This is a genomic window from Sphaerisporangium sp. NPDC004334, from assembly GCF_053602655.1.
The window spans coordinates 107,572-122,972 of record NZ_JBSGDZ010000011.1 but is presented as its reverse complement, the minus strand read 5'-3'; the positions used below and the strand labels follow the sequence as shown (position 1 = coordinate 122,972).

General features: G+C 72.1%; 14 protein-coding genes. 5 read left to right on the top strand and 9 right to left on the bottom strand.

Translation table 11 applies throughout. The annotated features are described in order from the left end of the window. Positions 1-190: 190 nt before the first annotated feature. The 6 genes from ACWEN6_RS16115 to nucS form a co-directional block, all read right to left on the bottom strand. On the bottom strand, positions 191-808 hold the full coding sequence (locus tag ACWEN6_RS16115; RefSeq protein ID WP_452570881.1) for a response regulator: 618 nt from the start codon (positions 806-808) through the stop codon (positions 191-193). Continuing rightward, positions 805-2,160: a sensor histidine kinase gene (locus ACWEN6_RS16110; RefSeq protein ID WP_452570880.1), complete on the bottom strand. Its 1,356-nt coding sequence runs from the start codon at positions 2,158-2,160 to the stop codon at positions 805-807. Before ACWEN6_RS16110 ends, ACWEN6_RS16115 begins: the two co-directional genes overlap by 4 nt. Continuing rightward, positions 2,157-3,011 (bottom strand): ABC transporter permease, encoded by an 855-nt coding sequence (locus ACWEN6_RS16105; protein WP_452570879.1) that lies wholly within the window; start codon positions 3,009-3,011, stop codon positions 2,157-2,159. The genes ACWEN6_RS16110 and ACWEN6_RS16105 overlap by 4 nt, the downstream gene beginning before the upstream one ends. Further along, on the bottom strand, positions 3,008-3,856 hold the full coding sequence (locus ACWEN6_RS16100) for an ABC transporter ATP-binding protein (protein WP_452570878.1): 849 nt from the start codon (positions 3,854-3,856) through the stop codon (positions 3,008-3,010). The genes ACWEN6_RS16105 and ACWEN6_RS16100 overlap by 4 nt, the downstream gene beginning before the upstream one ends. A 144-nt stretch (positions 3,857-4,000) precedes the next feature. Then, entirely contained in the window at positions 4,001-5,284 is a 1,284-nt protein-coding gene (locus ACWEN6_RS16095) for a glycosyltransferase family 4 protein (protein WP_452570877.1), read from the bottom strand. 517 nt (positions 5,285-5,801) lie between these two features. Beyond that, positions 5,802-6,461 carry an endonuclease NucS gene (gene nucS / locus ACWEN6_RS16090; protein WP_452570876.1) on the bottom strand — a complete coding sequence of 220 codons (660 nt, stop codon included), beginning with the start codon at positions 6,459-6,461 and terminating at the stop codon, positions 5,802-5,804. Between the two features lie 116 nt (positions 6,462-6,577). Between nucS and ACWEN6_RS16085 the strand changes: the two genes are divergently transcribed. The 4 genes from ACWEN6_RS16085 to ACWEN6_RS16070 all read left to right on the top strand — a co-directional run bounded on the left by ACWEN6_RS16085 (position 6,578) and on the right by ACWEN6_RS16070 (position 10,085). After that, positions 6,578-8,059: a 3-hydroxyacyl-CoA dehydrogenase family protein gene (locus ACWEN6_RS16085; protein WP_452570875.1), complete on the top strand. Its 1,482-nt coding sequence runs from the start codon at positions 6,578-6,580 to the stop codon at positions 8,057-8,059. Between the two features lie 126 nt (positions 8,060-8,185). Next, positions 8,186-8,416: an ATP/GTP-binding protein gene (locus tag ACWEN6_RS16080; RefSeq protein WP_452570874.1), complete on the top strand. Its 231-nt coding sequence runs from the start codon at positions 8,186-8,188 to the stop codon at positions 8,414-8,416. Between the two features lie 150 nt (positions 8,417-8,566). Beyond that, positions 8,567-9,271 carry an alpha/beta hydrolase gene (locus tag ACWEN6_RS16075; RefSeq protein ID WP_452570873.1) on the top strand — a complete coding sequence of 235 codons (705 nt, stop codon included), beginning with the start codon at positions 8,567-8,569 and terminating at the stop codon, positions 9,269-9,271. A gap of 55 nt (positions 9,272-9,326) precedes the next feature. Continuing rightward, positions 9,327-10,085, top strand: coding sequence for an SDR family NAD(P)-dependent oxidoreductase (locus ACWEN6_RS16070; protein WP_354916543.1), 759 nt, complete (start codon positions 9,327-9,329; stop codon positions 10,083-10,085). An 18-nt stretch (positions 10,086-10,103) separates the two neighbouring features. Here the strand turns inward: ACWEN6_RS16070 and ACWEN6_RS16065 are convergent, their stop codons facing one another. From ACWEN6_RS16065 to mce, 3 genes are all read right to left on the bottom strand, one after another. Then, positions 10,104-11,552: an AI-2E family transporter gene (locus tag ACWEN6_RS16065; protein WP_452570872.1), complete on the bottom strand. Its 1,449-nt coding sequence runs from the start codon at positions 11,550-11,552 to the stop codon at positions 10,104-10,106. A 182-nt stretch (positions 11,553-11,734) separates the two neighbouring features. Beyond that, a complete protein-coding gene (locus tag ACWEN6_RS16060) occupies positions 11,735-13,027 on the bottom strand; it encodes a DivIVA domain-containing protein (RefSeq protein ID WP_380826956.1) in 1,293 nt (430 codons plus the stop codon). A 275-nt stretch (positions 13,028-13,302) separates the two neighbouring features. Then, a complete protein-coding gene (gene mce / locus ACWEN6_RS16055) occupies positions 13,303-13,731 on the bottom strand; it encodes a methylmalonyl-CoA epimerase (RefSeq protein ID WP_354841907.1) in 429 nt (142 codons plus the stop codon). A gap of 188 nt (positions 13,732-13,919) precedes the next feature. Here mce and ACWEN6_RS16050 point away from each other — a divergent pair, with 188 nt between their 5' ends. Beyond that, on the top strand, positions 13,920-15,107 hold the full coding sequence (locus ACWEN6_RS16050) for an acetyl-CoA C-acetyltransferase (protein WP_452571001.1): 1,188 nt from the start codon (positions 13,920-13,922) through the stop codon (positions 15,105-15,107). Positions 15,108-15,401: the final 294 nt, after the last annotated feature.

Below are 15,401 nucleotides of genomic sequence, written 5' to 3'. Positions count from 1 at the left end.
CCTACCCGGGACCTGTGGTCACCTTAGCCGCGCCGCCGCACCGGATACCATCTGCCCCGAACATTGTTCCGCGTCCGTGTCGCTCCTGTGCCAGGCCGGCTCTGCGCCGGCGCCTGGGTCGGCTTCGCGTCCGTGTCGCACCCGTGCCCGGTCGGCTTCGCGGCCTGTGCCCCGAGGGGCCGGCGCGGGGCTAGAGGAGGCCGCGGGTGAGCGCGGTGGTGACGGCGGCGGTGCGGTCGGAGACGCCCAGCTTGCCGAAGATGCGCAGCAGGTGCGTCTTCACCGTCGTCTCGCTGATGAACAGCGCCCTGCCCACCTCGGCGTTGGTGAGGCCGCGCGCCACCAAGGCCAGCACCTCGGTCTCCCTGGGCGACAGCGACTCGGCGGCCGGCGCCCGCATGCGGGTCACCAGCCTGGTCGCCACGGCCGGCGACAGCACGGTCTCGCCCCGGGCCGCGCCGAAGACGGCCGCGACCAGGTCGGCGCGCGAGGTGTCCTTCAGCAGGTAGCCCGCCGCGCCGGCCTCGACCGCGCGCACGATGTCCTGGTCGGTCTCGTAGGTCGTCAGGACGATCACCCGGGTCTCCGGGCGGGCGGCCAGGATCGCCGGGATGGCACCGGCGCCGTCGCCGCCCGGCATGCGCAGGTCCATGAGGATCACGTCCGGGGACAGCTCACGGGCGCACACCACCGCCTCGCGACCCGAGCCGGCCTCTCCCGCCACCTCGATGCCGGGATCGGCCTCCAGCATGCCCCGCAGGCCCTCACGGACCACAGGGTGGTCGTCGACGATCAGCACGCGTATCATTCGATGCCGCCCTTCTGGGGGAGCCGGACGGTGAGCGTGGTGCCGCGCCCGGGAGCGGTGTCCAGGTCCACGGTGCCGCCCGCCTGCTCGACGCGGCCCCGCATGGCGCGCAGGCCGAACCCGGCGGAGGGGGACAGGCCGTCGAACCCCGCCCCGTCGTCGCTCACGCGCAGGACCACCTCCTGGTCGAGGTAGGTCAGGCCGAGCGCGGCCGACGCGGCCCCGGCGTGCTTGCGCACGTTGGCCAGCCCCTCCTGCGCCGCGCGGATCAGCACGACCTCCGCGCCGGGCGGCAGCGCCCGTGAACGGCCCTCGACGCCGAAGGACAGCGGGATGCCGAGCTCTTCGCCGACGCGCGAGGCGATGCGGCCCAGAGCCTCCTCCAGGCTCGACCCGTCCAGCGGAGGCGGCCGCAGGACGGTGATCAGCCCTCGCGCCTCGTCCAGGCCCTCCTGCGCGGTGCGCATGGCCAGCGTCAGGTGCCGGGAGGGGTCGGGCTGCGCCTCCGCCGCCTGGAGCAGCATGATGATGCTGGTGAAGCCCTGGGCGAGGGTGTCGTGGATGTCCCCGGCCAGCCGTTCGCGCTCGGCCAGGGCGCCGCGCTCGCGCGAGAGCCGCTCCACCTCGGCCCGGCTGGCCGACAGTTCCTCGATCAGCTCGGCCCGGTCGGCGCTCTGGTTGACGATGCGGGTGATCCACCGCCCGGCGATGATCGAGAAGACCGCCGCCACCACACCGGAGGCCACGAAGCCGACCAGGTCGTCCATGCGGACGCCGGGCGTCATGACGAAGCGGATCGCCGGAGCCGTGTTCAGCAACAGCACGGTGGTGACCGCCCACCGCACGGGCAGCGCCATGAACATCTGCGGGCACAGGGCGAACAGGGCGAACGTCGACGGTGGGGCGATCACCGTGGCGGGGACGAACGTCACGATCGCGAAGCCGGCGTAGAGCAACCCGAAACGGCCGTAGTGACGCTGGGCCTTGAGCGCGCGCCGCCCGACGAGCACGTAGGCGACGGCGCACGCGCACAGGGAGCCGATGGCCACGGCTTTGGCGGCGTCCCCCGCGCGCCTGTCCATGATCACCAGCGCGAGGGTCACCACGAACGCGAGCAGGTAGAGCGCCTCCCACCCGCGCAGGATCTGCCAGGCGTTGGCCACCGGCCCGTTCGCGCCGCCCGACGCGCCGGGTCTTGGGCCGGCCGTGACCGCCGGCCCGCCCGGGGCCGTGACCGCGCGGCCGCCGGGGGATGTGTCCACGGGGCCGCCGGGGAGCGGCATCGTGAGGCGGTCAGGGGGCGGGCCGCCCGGGCGGGTGGGGAGAGGGCCGGTGAGCGTCCGTCGCGTCATCCGTCGCGGCGGCTCTTCCAGCGGAACGTCATCAGGCACAGGGCAAGACCTCCGACGACCCACGCTGCCAGGACCATGGCCACGCGGTCCAGTTCGTAGGTGCCCGTGATCTCCAGGACGGCCCCCGGATCGCCCAGGAAGACCGATCTGAAGCCCTGGCACATCCATTTCAGCGGAAAGAAGGAGGAGATTCCGACCAGCCACTGCGGCAACTGCGTGAAGGGGATGTAGACCCCCGAGATGAACTGCAGCACCACGAACGGCAGGCTGATCACCGCCGAGGCGCTGCGGGCCGAGCGCGGCAGGCCGCTGACCGCGATGCCGAGCAGCGAGGAGGCGGTGATGCCGAGCACGAAGACCCAGGCGAAGGTCGCCCAGCGAACCGGGTCGGAGGGCAGGCGCACGTCGTAGGCGGCCACGCCGATGGCCAGCAGGATCGCGACCTCAAGGAAGGCCACCAGGAGCACCTGCAGGATCTTGCCGACGAAGTAGGCGCTTTGCGGGATGGGAGTGCCGGACAGGCGCTTCAGCGTGCCGTCGTCGCGGTCGACGGCGATGCCGATGCCGAGGTTCTGGAAGCTCGCGGCCATGACCCCCGCGCCGATGAGCCCCGCGGTGTAGAGCTGGGAGGCGGTGATGGAGGTGCCCCCGAGCCGGTCGGAGAAGATGGAGCCGAAGATCGCCAGCAGCACGATCGGGAAGGCGAAGGTGAAGACGACGGCGTCCCTCTCGCGGAAGAACATCCGGGTCTCCACGCCGGCCCTGGACCAGCCGAGCGCGAGCGCCGAGGGCAGGCGGGGCGGTGCGGCCGGGGGAGCGGCGGCGGTGGGGGCGGTGACGGCGCCGGTCATCGGGCCGTCTCCGCGATGAGGTTCATGTAGACGTCCTCCAGGGAGGGCCGGGTCACGGTCAGCTCGGGGACCTCGCCGCCGAACCGGCCGGTGAGCTCCAGGATGGTCGCGGTCGGCGTGCCGGTCTCGAGGTGCCGGCGCTCGCCGTCCTCCAGCCAGCCCACCGTCGCGCGGGCGGCGGCCCGGCCGCCGAGGGTGGAGGGGCGGTCCTGCGCCACGATGCGGCCCCTGGCGATCACCGCCACCCGGTCGGCCAGCGCCTCGGCCTCGTCCAGATAGTGGGTGGTCAGCACGATCGTCGTGCCGTCGCGGGCCAGGTCCTCGATCAGCTCCCAGAACGTGCGCCGCGCCTCGGGGTCGAAGCCGGTCGTCGGCTCGTCGAGGAACAGCACCTCCGGGCGGCCGACGACGCCGAGCGCCACGTCGACGCGGCGCCGCTGGCCGCCGGAGAGCTGCCTGATGCGCTTGCCGGCCTGCTCCGCCAGCCCGACCCGGGCGATCACCTCGTCGGGGTCCCGGGCGCCGGGGTAGTAGCCGGCGAAGTGGCGGACGGTCTCGCGCACCGTCAGCTCGGCGGTGTCGTTGGAGGTCTGCAGGACGATGCCGACCCGGCTCCGCCACTGCCGGGTGGGATGGCCGGGGTCGGCGCCGAGCACGGTGACCTCGCCCGCGTCCCGTTTGCGGTACCCCTCCAGGATCTCGACCGTGGTGGACTTGCCCGCGCCGTTCGGGCCGAGGATGGCGAACACCTCTCCCGCGGCGATGTCCAGGTCGATGCCGTCCACCGCCCGGACCTCGCCGTAGCGCTTGGTCAGCCCGCGGACCCTCACAGCTGTCTGCGTCATGCCCTCGAGCATCGCCCGCCCGAACCTCGCGCGGCACCACCGGACAACCGACCCCGTGTCCTCCGTTCGGTGGACACCGCCGCGCGACGCCGGCGCCTGCGGGGCCGGCGCCCGCGGGGCCGGTTCCGGGGCGTCAGGGCGGGGTCAGACCGGCGTGCCGAGCGAGCACTCGGGCTGCGGCCGGCGCTCGTCCAGCTCGGCCAGCAGGGCCGTCCACTGGGCGCCGATCACCTCCATGTCGTAGGACGCGGCGGTCTTCAGCGCGTTGGCGCCCATCTCGCGCCGCAGTTCCTCGTCCTCGATCAGGCGGCAGATGCCGGCCGCCAGCGCGGCGGCCTTCTTGGACCGGACGAGAAGCCCGTCGTGGCCGTCGGTGATGATCTCCTTAGGGCCGTGCGGGCAGTTGAAGCTGACCACCGGCACGCCCTTGCTCATCGCTTCCAGGATGGTCATGCCGAAGCCCTCGTAGCGGGAGCTGACGGCGTAGATCGACGCCTTGGACAGCTCGACGCCGATCTCGGGGGTGCTGCCCATGAGGACGACCTTGTCCGACAGCCCCGCCGCGTCGATGCGGTCGCGCAGCTTCTCCTCGCGTTCGGGGGTGCCGCCGCCGTAGATGCGCAGCACCCAGTCGGGGTGGGTCTCGGCGACGCTCTTCCAGGCGTTGACCAGGCGGTCGAAGCCCTTGGCCCACACGATGCGGCCGATGCCGACGACCACCTTCTCCTCCAGGGAGGACACCTCGCCGGCCAGGTCGGGGATGGCGTTGGGGATGCGCAGCAGACGCCCGGGCGGGTTCCCCTTCAGTAACCTGGTGTACTCCTTCAGATCGGCCCTGGTGAGCGTGGTGAAGGCGTCGAGCCTGCCGTAGCGCCTCTTGATCTGGGTCTGGAGCTGCGGGCCGTGCGACTCCAGGGTGACGTGTTCCTGGCCGATGGTGAGCACCTCCGGCGGCGCGAACAGGCTCATGGCCAGGTTGAAGGCCGGCCGCGTCCCGATGACCACCCCGCCCCGCAGCGAGCGCAGGTAGCGGGCCAGCCGCAGATCGGTCAGAAGGCTCATGTTGAGGTAGGCCTTCTCCTCATCGGGGACCAACCTGCTCGGACGCCGGGCGAGGAACTCGGCGAGCCGTCCTCGGGGGGCGATGCGGTCGTCCAGGAAGCGCAGCCGCACACCGGGCGGCATCGGGAAGAACGGCTCCTCGTTGGTGCGGGTCAGGCTGACGATCTCCACGTCGTGCTCGCGCGCCAGGTAGGCGGCCAGGTTGAGCACGGTGCGGATCGTGCCGCCCATCCCGTAGGCGTGTAAAAGCAGGATGTGCACCGATCGAGTGCTCCGTGGCGGAGCCTTCCGCGCCCGCCGCGCGTTCACCAGGTCGAGCAGCTTCACCGCCCCACGTGCGACGGCCTTGCGTCCCCTCGTCAACACCCCGAAGACCCCTCAAATCGTGCGGTCATGGACATGCCCCTCGTATCCCATGTGCCATCTCGGCCGGGAAGCATCCGTGACCGCGGGTGAGAATAATGAACTACCCCGTGGCAGGTAAGGATTGCGTTAGCGCGGCCCTTACCTGCCCTCACTCGCATGATCTAGACGCTCTCAAGGGGTGCTTCCGTTGCATCTGGGTCACAGGTAATTCACCGAGTAATGCATCGATAGCGGAACGTATGGCCACAGGGGCGGCGTGGGGTGTGGTGTCCGGTTCTGTGAAGGTGAACAGCCTTACGGTGCGGACCTCTGGCAAGGCCGGGCGGGATGTGGAGGAGGTGACTGTGGTTCTGCGCCATTCCTTCTATGAACTGTCCCGATAAATGGCGGCGTTCTGGGTGAATGACGGGTTTCGCGATATATGTACAGATTTGGGGTTGAGTTCCGTCCGGTCGTGCGTAACCGGAACTGGGCAGGGCTCCGCCCGGACGCGACCGGCGGTGACGAACGGCGCGGGTCAGAAAAGGGTGTCGGTGCGCTCGATGCCGCGCAGGGCGTCGTAGTCGAGAGTGACGCAGTCGATGCCGCGGTCGACGGCCAGCACCCTGGCCTGCGGCCTGATCTCCTGGGCGGCGAAGATGCCCTTCACCGGCGCCAGCAGGGTGTCGCGGTTGAGCAGCTCCAGATAGCGGGTGAGCTGCTCGACGCCGTCGATCTCGCCGCGCCGCTTGATCTCGACGGCGACGGTGCCGCCCAGATGGTCGCGGCACAGGATGTCCACCGGCCCGATGGCCGTCGGGTACTCCCGGCGGATCAGCGTCCAGCCGGAGCCGAGCGTGGCGATGTTGTCGGCCAGCAGCTCCTGCAGGTGAGCCTCGACGCCGTCCTTCCGCAGGCCGGGATCGACGCCCAGCTCGTGCGAGGAGTCGTGCAGGATCTCCTCGATCGTCAGGACGAGCTGCTCGCCGGTCTTACCGTGGGTGACCGTCCACAGCCCCTCCTCCTCGCGCAGCTTGCACGGGGGGTTCATCCAGTTGAGCGGCTTGAACGCCCGGTCGTCGGCATGGATCGACACCGAACCGTCCGCCTTCAGCAGGATGAGCCGGGGCGCCATCGGGAGGTGCGCCGTGAGCCGTCCCACGTAATCCACGCTGCAACGCGCGATGACCAGCCGCATGACGGCCAACCCTACCGCCCGTCCCGCCGTGGGGGGCGCGTTCTCGGGGCCGTCGGACGGGCGAGGGGACGCCTCTGGGAGACTTGCGGCCAGAACAGGGACGGCAGGAGGGCAGGATGGCACGCACGTTCCACACCGTCGGCGTCGTCGGTCTCGGCACCATGGGCGCGGGCATCGCCGAGGTCTTCGCCCGGGCCGGGCTGAGCGTGATCGGCGTGGAGGTGGACGCCGCGGCGCTCGAGCGCGGCCGGGACAACCTCCGGCGGTCCACCGAGCGGGCCGTCGCCCGCGGCAGGATGACCCCCGGGGAGCGCGACGACATCCTCGCCAGGGTCGGCTTCACCGGCGCCCTGGCGGACCTGCGCGACGCCGACCTGGTCGTCGAGGCCATCCCCGAGGTGATGGACTACAAGCGCGCCCTGTTCGCGGACCTCGACCGCGTCTGCCGGCCCGGCGCCGTCCTGGCCACCAACACCTCCTCGCTGTCGGTCACCGCGATCGCCGCGTTCACCTCCCGGCCGGGCCAGGTCGTCGGCATGCATTTCTTCAACCCGGCCCCGGTCATGCGGCTGGTCGAGGTCGTCGGCACGGTGGTCACCGAGGACGGGCTGACCGCGGACGTCGCGGAGCTCGCGCGGCGCGTCGGCAAGACGCCGGTCACCGTGGGCGACCGGGCCGGGTTCGTGGTCAACCGGCTGCTGCTCGGCTATCTCAACCACGCCGTCACGCTGCTGGAGCGCGGAGTGGCGGCCAAGGACGACATCGACACGGCCATGAAGACCGGAGCCGGCCTGCCGATGGGCCCGTTCACGCTGCTCGACCTGATCGGCCTGGACGTCTCCCACGAGATCTGCGAGGTGCTGTTCCAGGAGACCCGCGACCGGGTGCACGCCCCCGCCCCTCTGCTCAGGGAGCTGGTGACCGCCGGGTTGCTCGGGCGCAAGAGCGGCCGGGGCTTCCACGACCACGCCGGCGCCGCCCGGCCTCCCGCCTCCGCGCCGGCAGGGCCGGCAGGGCCGGCGGTCGGGTCGGTCCACGTGCTCGGCGACGGCGCCGGAGATCTGGCCGCCCGGCTCGCGGCCGCGGGCGTCGAGCACGCCGAGGCGGAGAAGGCCGACGTGGTGATCGCGCTGTCCGGCACCCCGGTCGTCGAGCACGCCGCGCGGCTGCCGCGTCCCGAGCGCCTGGCGGGGCTTCACCTGGTGGGCGACCGGGTGGCCGAGGTGGTCTCGACGGCGATCACCGCCCCCGAGACGGCGCGCGCCGTCGCCGCCCTGGTGGAGGCGCTCGGGCGCACCCCGGTGCCGTGCGCCGACCGCGCCGGGTTCGTGGTGGACGCGCTGCTCTACCCCTACCTCAACGACGCCGTCCGGATGTACGACTCCGGCTACGCCTCCATCGAGGACATCGACACCGCCATGCGCCTGGGCTGCGGCTACCCGGCCGGGCCGTTCGAGACCCTCGACGCCATCGGCCTCGGCACGGTACGCGACGGCCTGCGGGCGCTGTACGCCGAGTACCGCGAGCCGTTCTTCGCGCCCACGCCCTTGCTCGACCGCCTGGTGACCGCCGGTGTGACGAGCATCCGGGGCCGGTGACGGAAGAACACCCGCCACATCGACGTTCGTGCCGATATGAGCCCCCGCCGCGCCCGCCGTCCCGACCCGAGAGACGAGGGTCGGGGCTCGGTCGCGCCACGTCCGCTCGACGGAGTCCTGCGGGGCATGGAGCGGGTGGAGGAGGGACCTGACGGGGAGTGGAAGGTCCGCAACGTCTCCGGCGCGGGCTCTGACAAGATGTACCGCTGCCCGGGGTGCGACCAGGAGATCCGCGCGGGGCTGCCCCACGTGGTGAGCTGGCCCAACTGGAGCGGCGGAGAGGGGGAGCGCCGCCACTGGCACACCGCCTGCTGGCGCAAGCGGGTGGACCGCGGCCCCGGCCGCTCCCGCTACTGAGCCCGCCCCGTCTTCCCGGCTCCCGCGCCGCCTGAGACGCCCTGTCCGTCACGCCCCGCCCGACATGTCCCGCCCGTCACTGCCCTGACGGAGATGCATCGCCCGTCGCCCGCCCGGTCGGCCTCCCGACCGTTACCTGAGGAGTACGCATTGGAGATCCGCTCGTCGACGGTGCTGCCCGCCGTGCGGGAGGACATCGAGCTGCACACGGCCGACGGCCTGACCCTGGTGGGAGAGCTGGCGCTGCCCCCCGAGGGGCGTCCCGCGGCCACGCTCATCTGCCTGCACCCGCTTCCGACGGCCGAGGGCATGATGGACAGCCACGTGCTGCGCAAGGCCTCCTACCGGCTGCCCGCACTGGCCGGGGTCGCCGTGCTGCGCTTCAACACCCGGGGGACCTCCTCCGCGCGCGGCACGTCGCAGGGCGCGTTCGACGAGGGCGAGGGCGAGCGTTACGACGTGGCCGCCGCGCTGGAGTACGCCGAGTTCCACGACCTGCCCGCTCCCTGGCTGCTCGGCTGGTCGTTCGGCACCGAACTGGCGCTCAAGTGGGGCCACGACCCGCTGGTCCAGGGCGCGATCCTGTTGTCGCCGCCGCTCAAGCGGGCGGGCGACGCCGACCTCGCGGCGTGGGCGGAGTTCGGTCGTCCCCTGGTGGCGCTGGTGCCGGAGTTCGACGACTACCTGCGCCCGGAGGAGGCCCGCCGGCGCTTCGCGGCCGTCCCGCAGGCCGAGGTGGTCGGCGTGGAGGGGGCCAAGCACCTCTGGGTCGGCGAGCCGTACGTGCGCACCGTGCTGGACGAGATCGTCAAGCGGGTCAATCCCTCGGCCTTCCCGCTGCCGACCGAGGCGTGACGCCGGGCGCGCTCGCCCCATAGAATCTTGCTCGGTTCAAGCGGAGGAGGCGGTCGTGCGGGCGTTCGATCTATCAGGACGGAAGGCGTTCGTGACCGGGGCGTCGCGGGGCATCGGCAGGGCGATCGCCCTGGCCTACGCCGAGGCGGGCGCCGACCTGGTCCTGGTCGCGCGCTCGCCCGAGCCCCTGGCCCAGGTCGCCAAGGAGGTCGAGGCGCTGGGACGGTCGGCGCACGTCATCCCGGCCGACCTGTCCGACCGGGACGCCGCCGCGGCGGCCGTGCGGCAGGCGCTCCAGGCGTTCGGCCACCTGGACATCGTGGTGAACAACGCCGGCGGCTCCAACTTCATCGTCCCGTTCAAGGACCTGCGGCTGTCCGGCTGGGACAAGATCATGAAGCTCAACCTGGACTCGGCGATGGCGGTGTGCCACGCCGTCGCGCCGCACCTGCTGGAGCGCGGGAGCGGCTCTGTGATCAACGTGGCGTCCATCGCCGCCCAGGGCGCCCCGTTCATGGCCCCGTACGCCGCCGCCAAGGCCGGACTGGTGGGGCTCACCAGGACCCTGGCGCTGGAATGGGCCGGCAGCGGGGTGCGGGTCAACGCCCTGTGCCCGGGCTGGACGGCCACCGACCTCAACCGCAGCCTCCGCGAGGACGAGAACGCCGGGCGGGCCATGGTGGCGAACGTCCCCATGGCCCGCTGGGGCACGCCGGAGGAGATGGCCGGGCCTGCTCTGTTCCTCGCCGCGCCCGCCTCCTCCTACATGACCGGGCAGGCGCTCTTCGTCGACGGCGGGCTCACCACCGCCTGAGCCGTCCAGGGGCGGCCGCTACAACCGGGCCTGGCGGGGGAGGACGACCTCCCTGATGATCAGGGCCACCGCGGCCGCCACCGGGATCGCCAGCAGGGCGCCCACCGCGCCGAGCAGCGCGCCGCCGAACAGGGCGGCGATCACCGACACCGCCGGCGCCACGTCGACCGAGCGGCTCATCACGCGCGGGTAGATGACGTAGTTCTCGACCTGCTGGTAGACCACGAAGAAGATCACGCAGGCGATGCCCAGCGGAGCGGACTGCAGGAACCCGACCGCCGACACCAGCACCGCGCCCACCGTCGCGCCGACCAGCGGGATCAGGTCGGTCACGGCGACGACCAGCGCGAGCGCCAGCGCGTACTTGGCCCCGGCGACCGTCAGGAACAGCCACGACAGCCCGCCCGCGATCACCGAGATCAGCACGTTGCCCGCGACGTACCCGCCGATGCCGTCGAGGATCTCATCGCCGATGGCCCGCGTGCGGGGGCGGCGGCTGGAAGGCACCAGCAGGAGCAGGTACTCCTTGATCGTCGGCAGCGACCCGAGGAAGTAGAGCGTCAGCACCAGCAGGGTGAAGCCGGAGAAGAACGCGTCCAGCACGACCGCACCCGCGCCCAGGATGCCGCCGGCCACGGTCGCGCCGAGACCTCCGCTGGTGATGTAGCCCTGCAGGTTGGCGAGGATCTGGTAGTCGGCGTCGAGCTGCTTGATCGTCGGGTTGGCCAGCAGGCCCTGCACGTACCCGGGCACGGCGCCGACGAAGTCGCTGGTCTCCTGGCTGACCGGCGGGACGATCGCCAGGCCGAAGAGCGCGAACATCACGATCACGCCGAGGAACACCAGCGAGATGGCCCAGCGCCGGTGCATGCCGCGCCGTTGCAGCGCCTCCACGACGGGGTTCAGCCCCACCGCCAGGAACGCCGCCACCACGATCAGCACGATCACGCTGCGCGAGCTGACCAGCGCCTGCGCCAGCCCCCAGGCCGTGAGCACGCCCAGCGCCGCCGTCAGGCCCCACAGGAACGGGCCCCGGGTGAGCGGCTTGCCCGGTGCGCCGAACGGCAGGTCGGGCCCCGTCATGCCGTCGTCCGCGCCGTCGGCGGCGGCCATCTCCCGTCCCCGCCGCCCGGGCGACGCCACCGCGCGCCCCGGCGACGCCATGCCGCGCCCGGGCACCCCTTCGCGCGCGGAGAACGACTCCCCCGAGAGGGACGACTCGCGCGCGGAGGACGACTCGCGCGCGGGAACCGGCTCGGGTGAGGATGACGCCGTGCGGCGTGGCGGGGCGTACTCGCGTCCCGGGGACGCCATGCTCTGCGCGGACCGTCCCCTGCGGCCGCCGGACGGCGCCGCGGCGGGCATGATGTCGGTCACCTCCGAGGCGTCGGCACGGGCGTCACGCGCGCCCTGGGCCCTCCCTGGAACATCGGACGCGGACCTCGCGTCCGGAGGAAGGTCACGCACGGTCTGCTCCTCGCCGTCGGGGGAAGTCGGGGTCGTGGAAACGGGCGGACAACAAAGGAGAGCCTAGCGACCCGTGATCGCCAGGCTCTCCTCCACCGTCCTGCGTCCCCTTCGCCGGCCTCGCCCTGCTCGGCGGACTCGGGCGCCTTACCCGAACCGCCGGCCTCGGCCAGGTGGGCTGGTTACTCCTGCCACCACTCGGAGTCGTCCTCGGCCGGGGCCGCGGCGCGCTGAGGAGCGGGGGCCGGGCTCGGCTTCTCGCTCACCGAAGGCGTGGCCGCCAGCGCCGGCTTGGGCGCGGGGGCCGCGACCGCCGGGGCCTCGTCCATGCCCGGCAGGGCGGCGCCGCCGAGGAGCTGGCGGAGCTGGGCGAGGTGGCTGGTGATGCTGTCGCGCTGGCGGGTCAGCTCGTCCACCTGGCGCTGGGCGACGGTCCGGTTGCGCTCGGCCTCGGACTTGGCCTCAGACACGATGGAGTCGGCGCTGGCCTTGGCGTCGGCGACCATCTGGTCGGCGTTCTTGCGCGCGTTGGCGAGCAGCTGCTTGGCGTGGGTGTCGGCCTCGCGGCGGGTCTGCTCGGCCTGCTGGGTGGCCTTGCTGGCGCGCTGCTCGGCGGTGGCGGCCCGCTGCTCGGCCTCGGCCACCATTTTCTGGGTGTTGGCCTGGGCGGTGGCGTGACGCTCGGCCTCCAGCCGCTCGGCCTCCTCGCGGCGGGCGGCGAGCTGGATCTCGAACTCGGCCTCGTCCTGGGCGCGCTTGGCCTCGGACTCCTCCAGGACCCGCTGGGCCTGCGCCCGCATCTCGTCGGCCTGGCGCTTGGCCGTGGTGAGCACCTCGTCGCGCTCGCGCTTGGTGGAGGCGCGCAGCTGGGCGACCTCGCGCTCGGTGGTGGTGCGCAGCTTGGCGATCTCGCGCTCGGCGTCCGCGCGCTTCTCGGCGACCTCGTGGTCGGCCGTGGCGCGGAGCTTGGAGACCTCGCGCTCGGTGGTCGAGGTGAGCTCGTCGGCCTCGCGCTTGGCGGTCGAGCGGATCTCCTCGGCCTCCCGCTCGGCCATGGTGCGCATCTCGTCGGTCTCACGGGTGGCCAGCGCGCGCTTCTCGGCGGCCTCATGCTCGGCCGCCGCCCGGACGTCCGCCGCGTCCACCTTCGCCGCGGCCTTGATCTCGTTGGCCTCGGCCCGCGCGGCCTGGACGAGCTCGGTGGCCTGCTCCTCCGCGAGACGCAGCAACTGCTCGATGCGGGCGCCGAGACCGGAGTAGGTCGGGCGCTCCTGCTCCTGCAGCTGCCGCTGGGAGTCGGACAGCTCCCGTTGCAAGGCGGAGAGCTGCTCACGAGTCTGCCGCAGGTCGGTGTCGAGCTGCTTGAGGTGGTCGTGAACCTGGTGCCGGTCGTAGCCACGGAGAACCACGTCGAATTCCCGCGTGGGGGCGTCTTCAAAGAAATTGTTCAGCTGGGCGTCGATGTCGGACTGCATGAGGCTCGATCCTGGGTTGTCGAGACGGCTACACGGGCCGGACGGGGGGCGGACATCCGATGCGGGGGCCGGTGCCGGCGGGCGCGCGCGCCCAGGCACTCGCTCGCAGGGGCGCGCTGCCGCTCGCCCCTGATGTCCTCGTGCCCGGCTCGCCCGTCCACGGCGGGTCCACGTACCGGATGGTAGGCCAGCGTACTCCGGTGTTGCCGAATTGGAGGTCCCGTCCGACTTTCTGCGCGACTTGTTACGAATAAGCCATTGTTAAGTTTCGTCAGCTAGGACGGACGAGGAGGGGACTCGACCAGCTCTGTCAAGACTCCTCCCACATCTTTCGGATGAAGAAACGCGATTGACGTGCCCATTGCGCCGTGCCGCGGGTGCAGGTCGATCAAACGCACCCCCGTGGCGCCGATGGCCTCCAGTGCGGCGGTGACATCGCTCACACCATAGGCGACATGATGGATGCCCTCACCCCGCTTGGCCAGGAACTTGCCGACCGGCGTCCCGGCGTGCAGCGGTTCGAGCAGCTGGATGTAGGACCCCCCGCCCTCGCCGTCCGCCACGTGCAACATGGCCTCTTTCACCCCCTGCTCCTCGTTGACCTCCCGGGCGACCACGGTCACGCCGAAGGCCGACTCGTAGAACGCGATCTTCTCCTCGAGATTCTCGCAGGCTATGCCCACGTGGTCGATTCTCAGCAGCATTGCGTGTCCTCCGTCCGTGACCGGCCGCGAAAGCCGGAATGCCCAGCGGGTCTCTCGCGAGCCGCGCGGCGCGCGCTCCGAGAGACCTGCCTTGGGGGCGGGTGGTGCGTCGTAGGTATGGTGGCAAAGTCGCCGAAGACCCCATCATGGAGGCCCTGGTGTCCAGTTCTCCCGCCACCCCGCCCGGCATGTCGCGATCGGTCATCGTCGCGGGGGCCCGCACGCCCATCGGCCGCCTGCTCGGTTCCCTGTCCGGCCTGTCCGCCGTCGAGCTGGGCGGCCTGGCGATCAAGGCGGCCCTGGAGCGTTCCGGCGTGGCGCCCGAGCAGGTCCAGTACGTGATCATGGGCCAGGTGCTGCAGGCGGGGGCCGGGCAGATCCCCTCGCGCCAGGCGGCGGTGAAGGCCGGCATCCCGATGAGCGTGCCATCGCTGACGATCAACAAGGTGTGCCTGTCCGGCCTGGACGCCATCGCGCTGGCCGACCAGCTCATCCGGGCCGGCGAGTTCGACATCGTGGTGGCCGGCGGCATGGAATCGATGACCAACGCCCCGCACCTGCTCCCCGGCCTGCGCAAGGGCGTCAAGTACGGCGGGGCCGACATCGTCGACGCGATGGCGTTCGACGGGCTCAGGGATGTCTTCGACCAGGTGTCGATGGGGGAGTCCACCGAGCGGCACAACACCCGCCTCGGCATCGGGCGTGAGGAGCAGGACGCCTTCTCGGCGCGCTCCCACCAGCTCGCGGCGGCCGCCGCCAAGGACGGCACGTTCGACGACGAGATCGTCCCGGTGACCCTGCCCCAGCGCAAGGGCGACCCCCTGGTCGTCTCCGCCGACGAGGGCGTGCGCGGCGACACCACCGTGGAGACGCTGGCGCGGCTGCGGCCCGCGTTCACCAAGGACGGCACGATCACGGCCGGCTCGGCGTCCCAGATCTCCGACGGCGCCTGCGCGGTCGTGGTGATGTCCCGGGCCAAGGCCGAGGAGCTGGGCCTGACCTGGCTGGCCGAGATCGGCGCGCACGGCAACGTCGCCGGCCCCGACAACTCCCTGCAGTCGCAGCCGGCCAACGCCATCCGCCACGCCCTGGGCAAGCAGGGGCTGACCGTGGACGACCTCGACCTCATCGAGATCAACGAGGCGTTCGCGGCGGTCGTGCTCCAGTCGTCCAAGGAGCTCGGCGTGGCCGAGGACAAGGTGAACGTCAACGGCGGCGGCATCGCGCTGGGCCACCCCATCGGCGCCTCGGGCGCGCGCATCGTGCTGGCCCTCGCCCACGAGCTGCGCCGTCGCGGCGGCGGCACGGGCGCGGCCGGCCTGTGCGGCGGCGGCGGCCAGGGCGACGCGCTGATCATCACCGTCCCCGCCTCCTGACCTCCCGTGGACGCGGGCGTCGATCGGCGGTCCGCGCAGGCGTGGGCCGTCCGTCCCGTCGCCGCTCGAGGTTTCGGCGGTTCTCGATGAACCGGACCGCTTGAGAGATGGGCCATCTTTAAGGTGTCTTGCCGGGTGCAGTGAATATGGGAGTCAAGTCTCGCGGGTGCGCGCGCATTGGCGCGTGGCATGCCGCGCCGGGCCCGTCTCCGCCGGGTTTCCGTGTCCGCGCTCCGGCGCACGCGGCGTGGGCGGCCCCGGCCGCGACGGCCGGGGAGTGACCTCCTCGGCTGG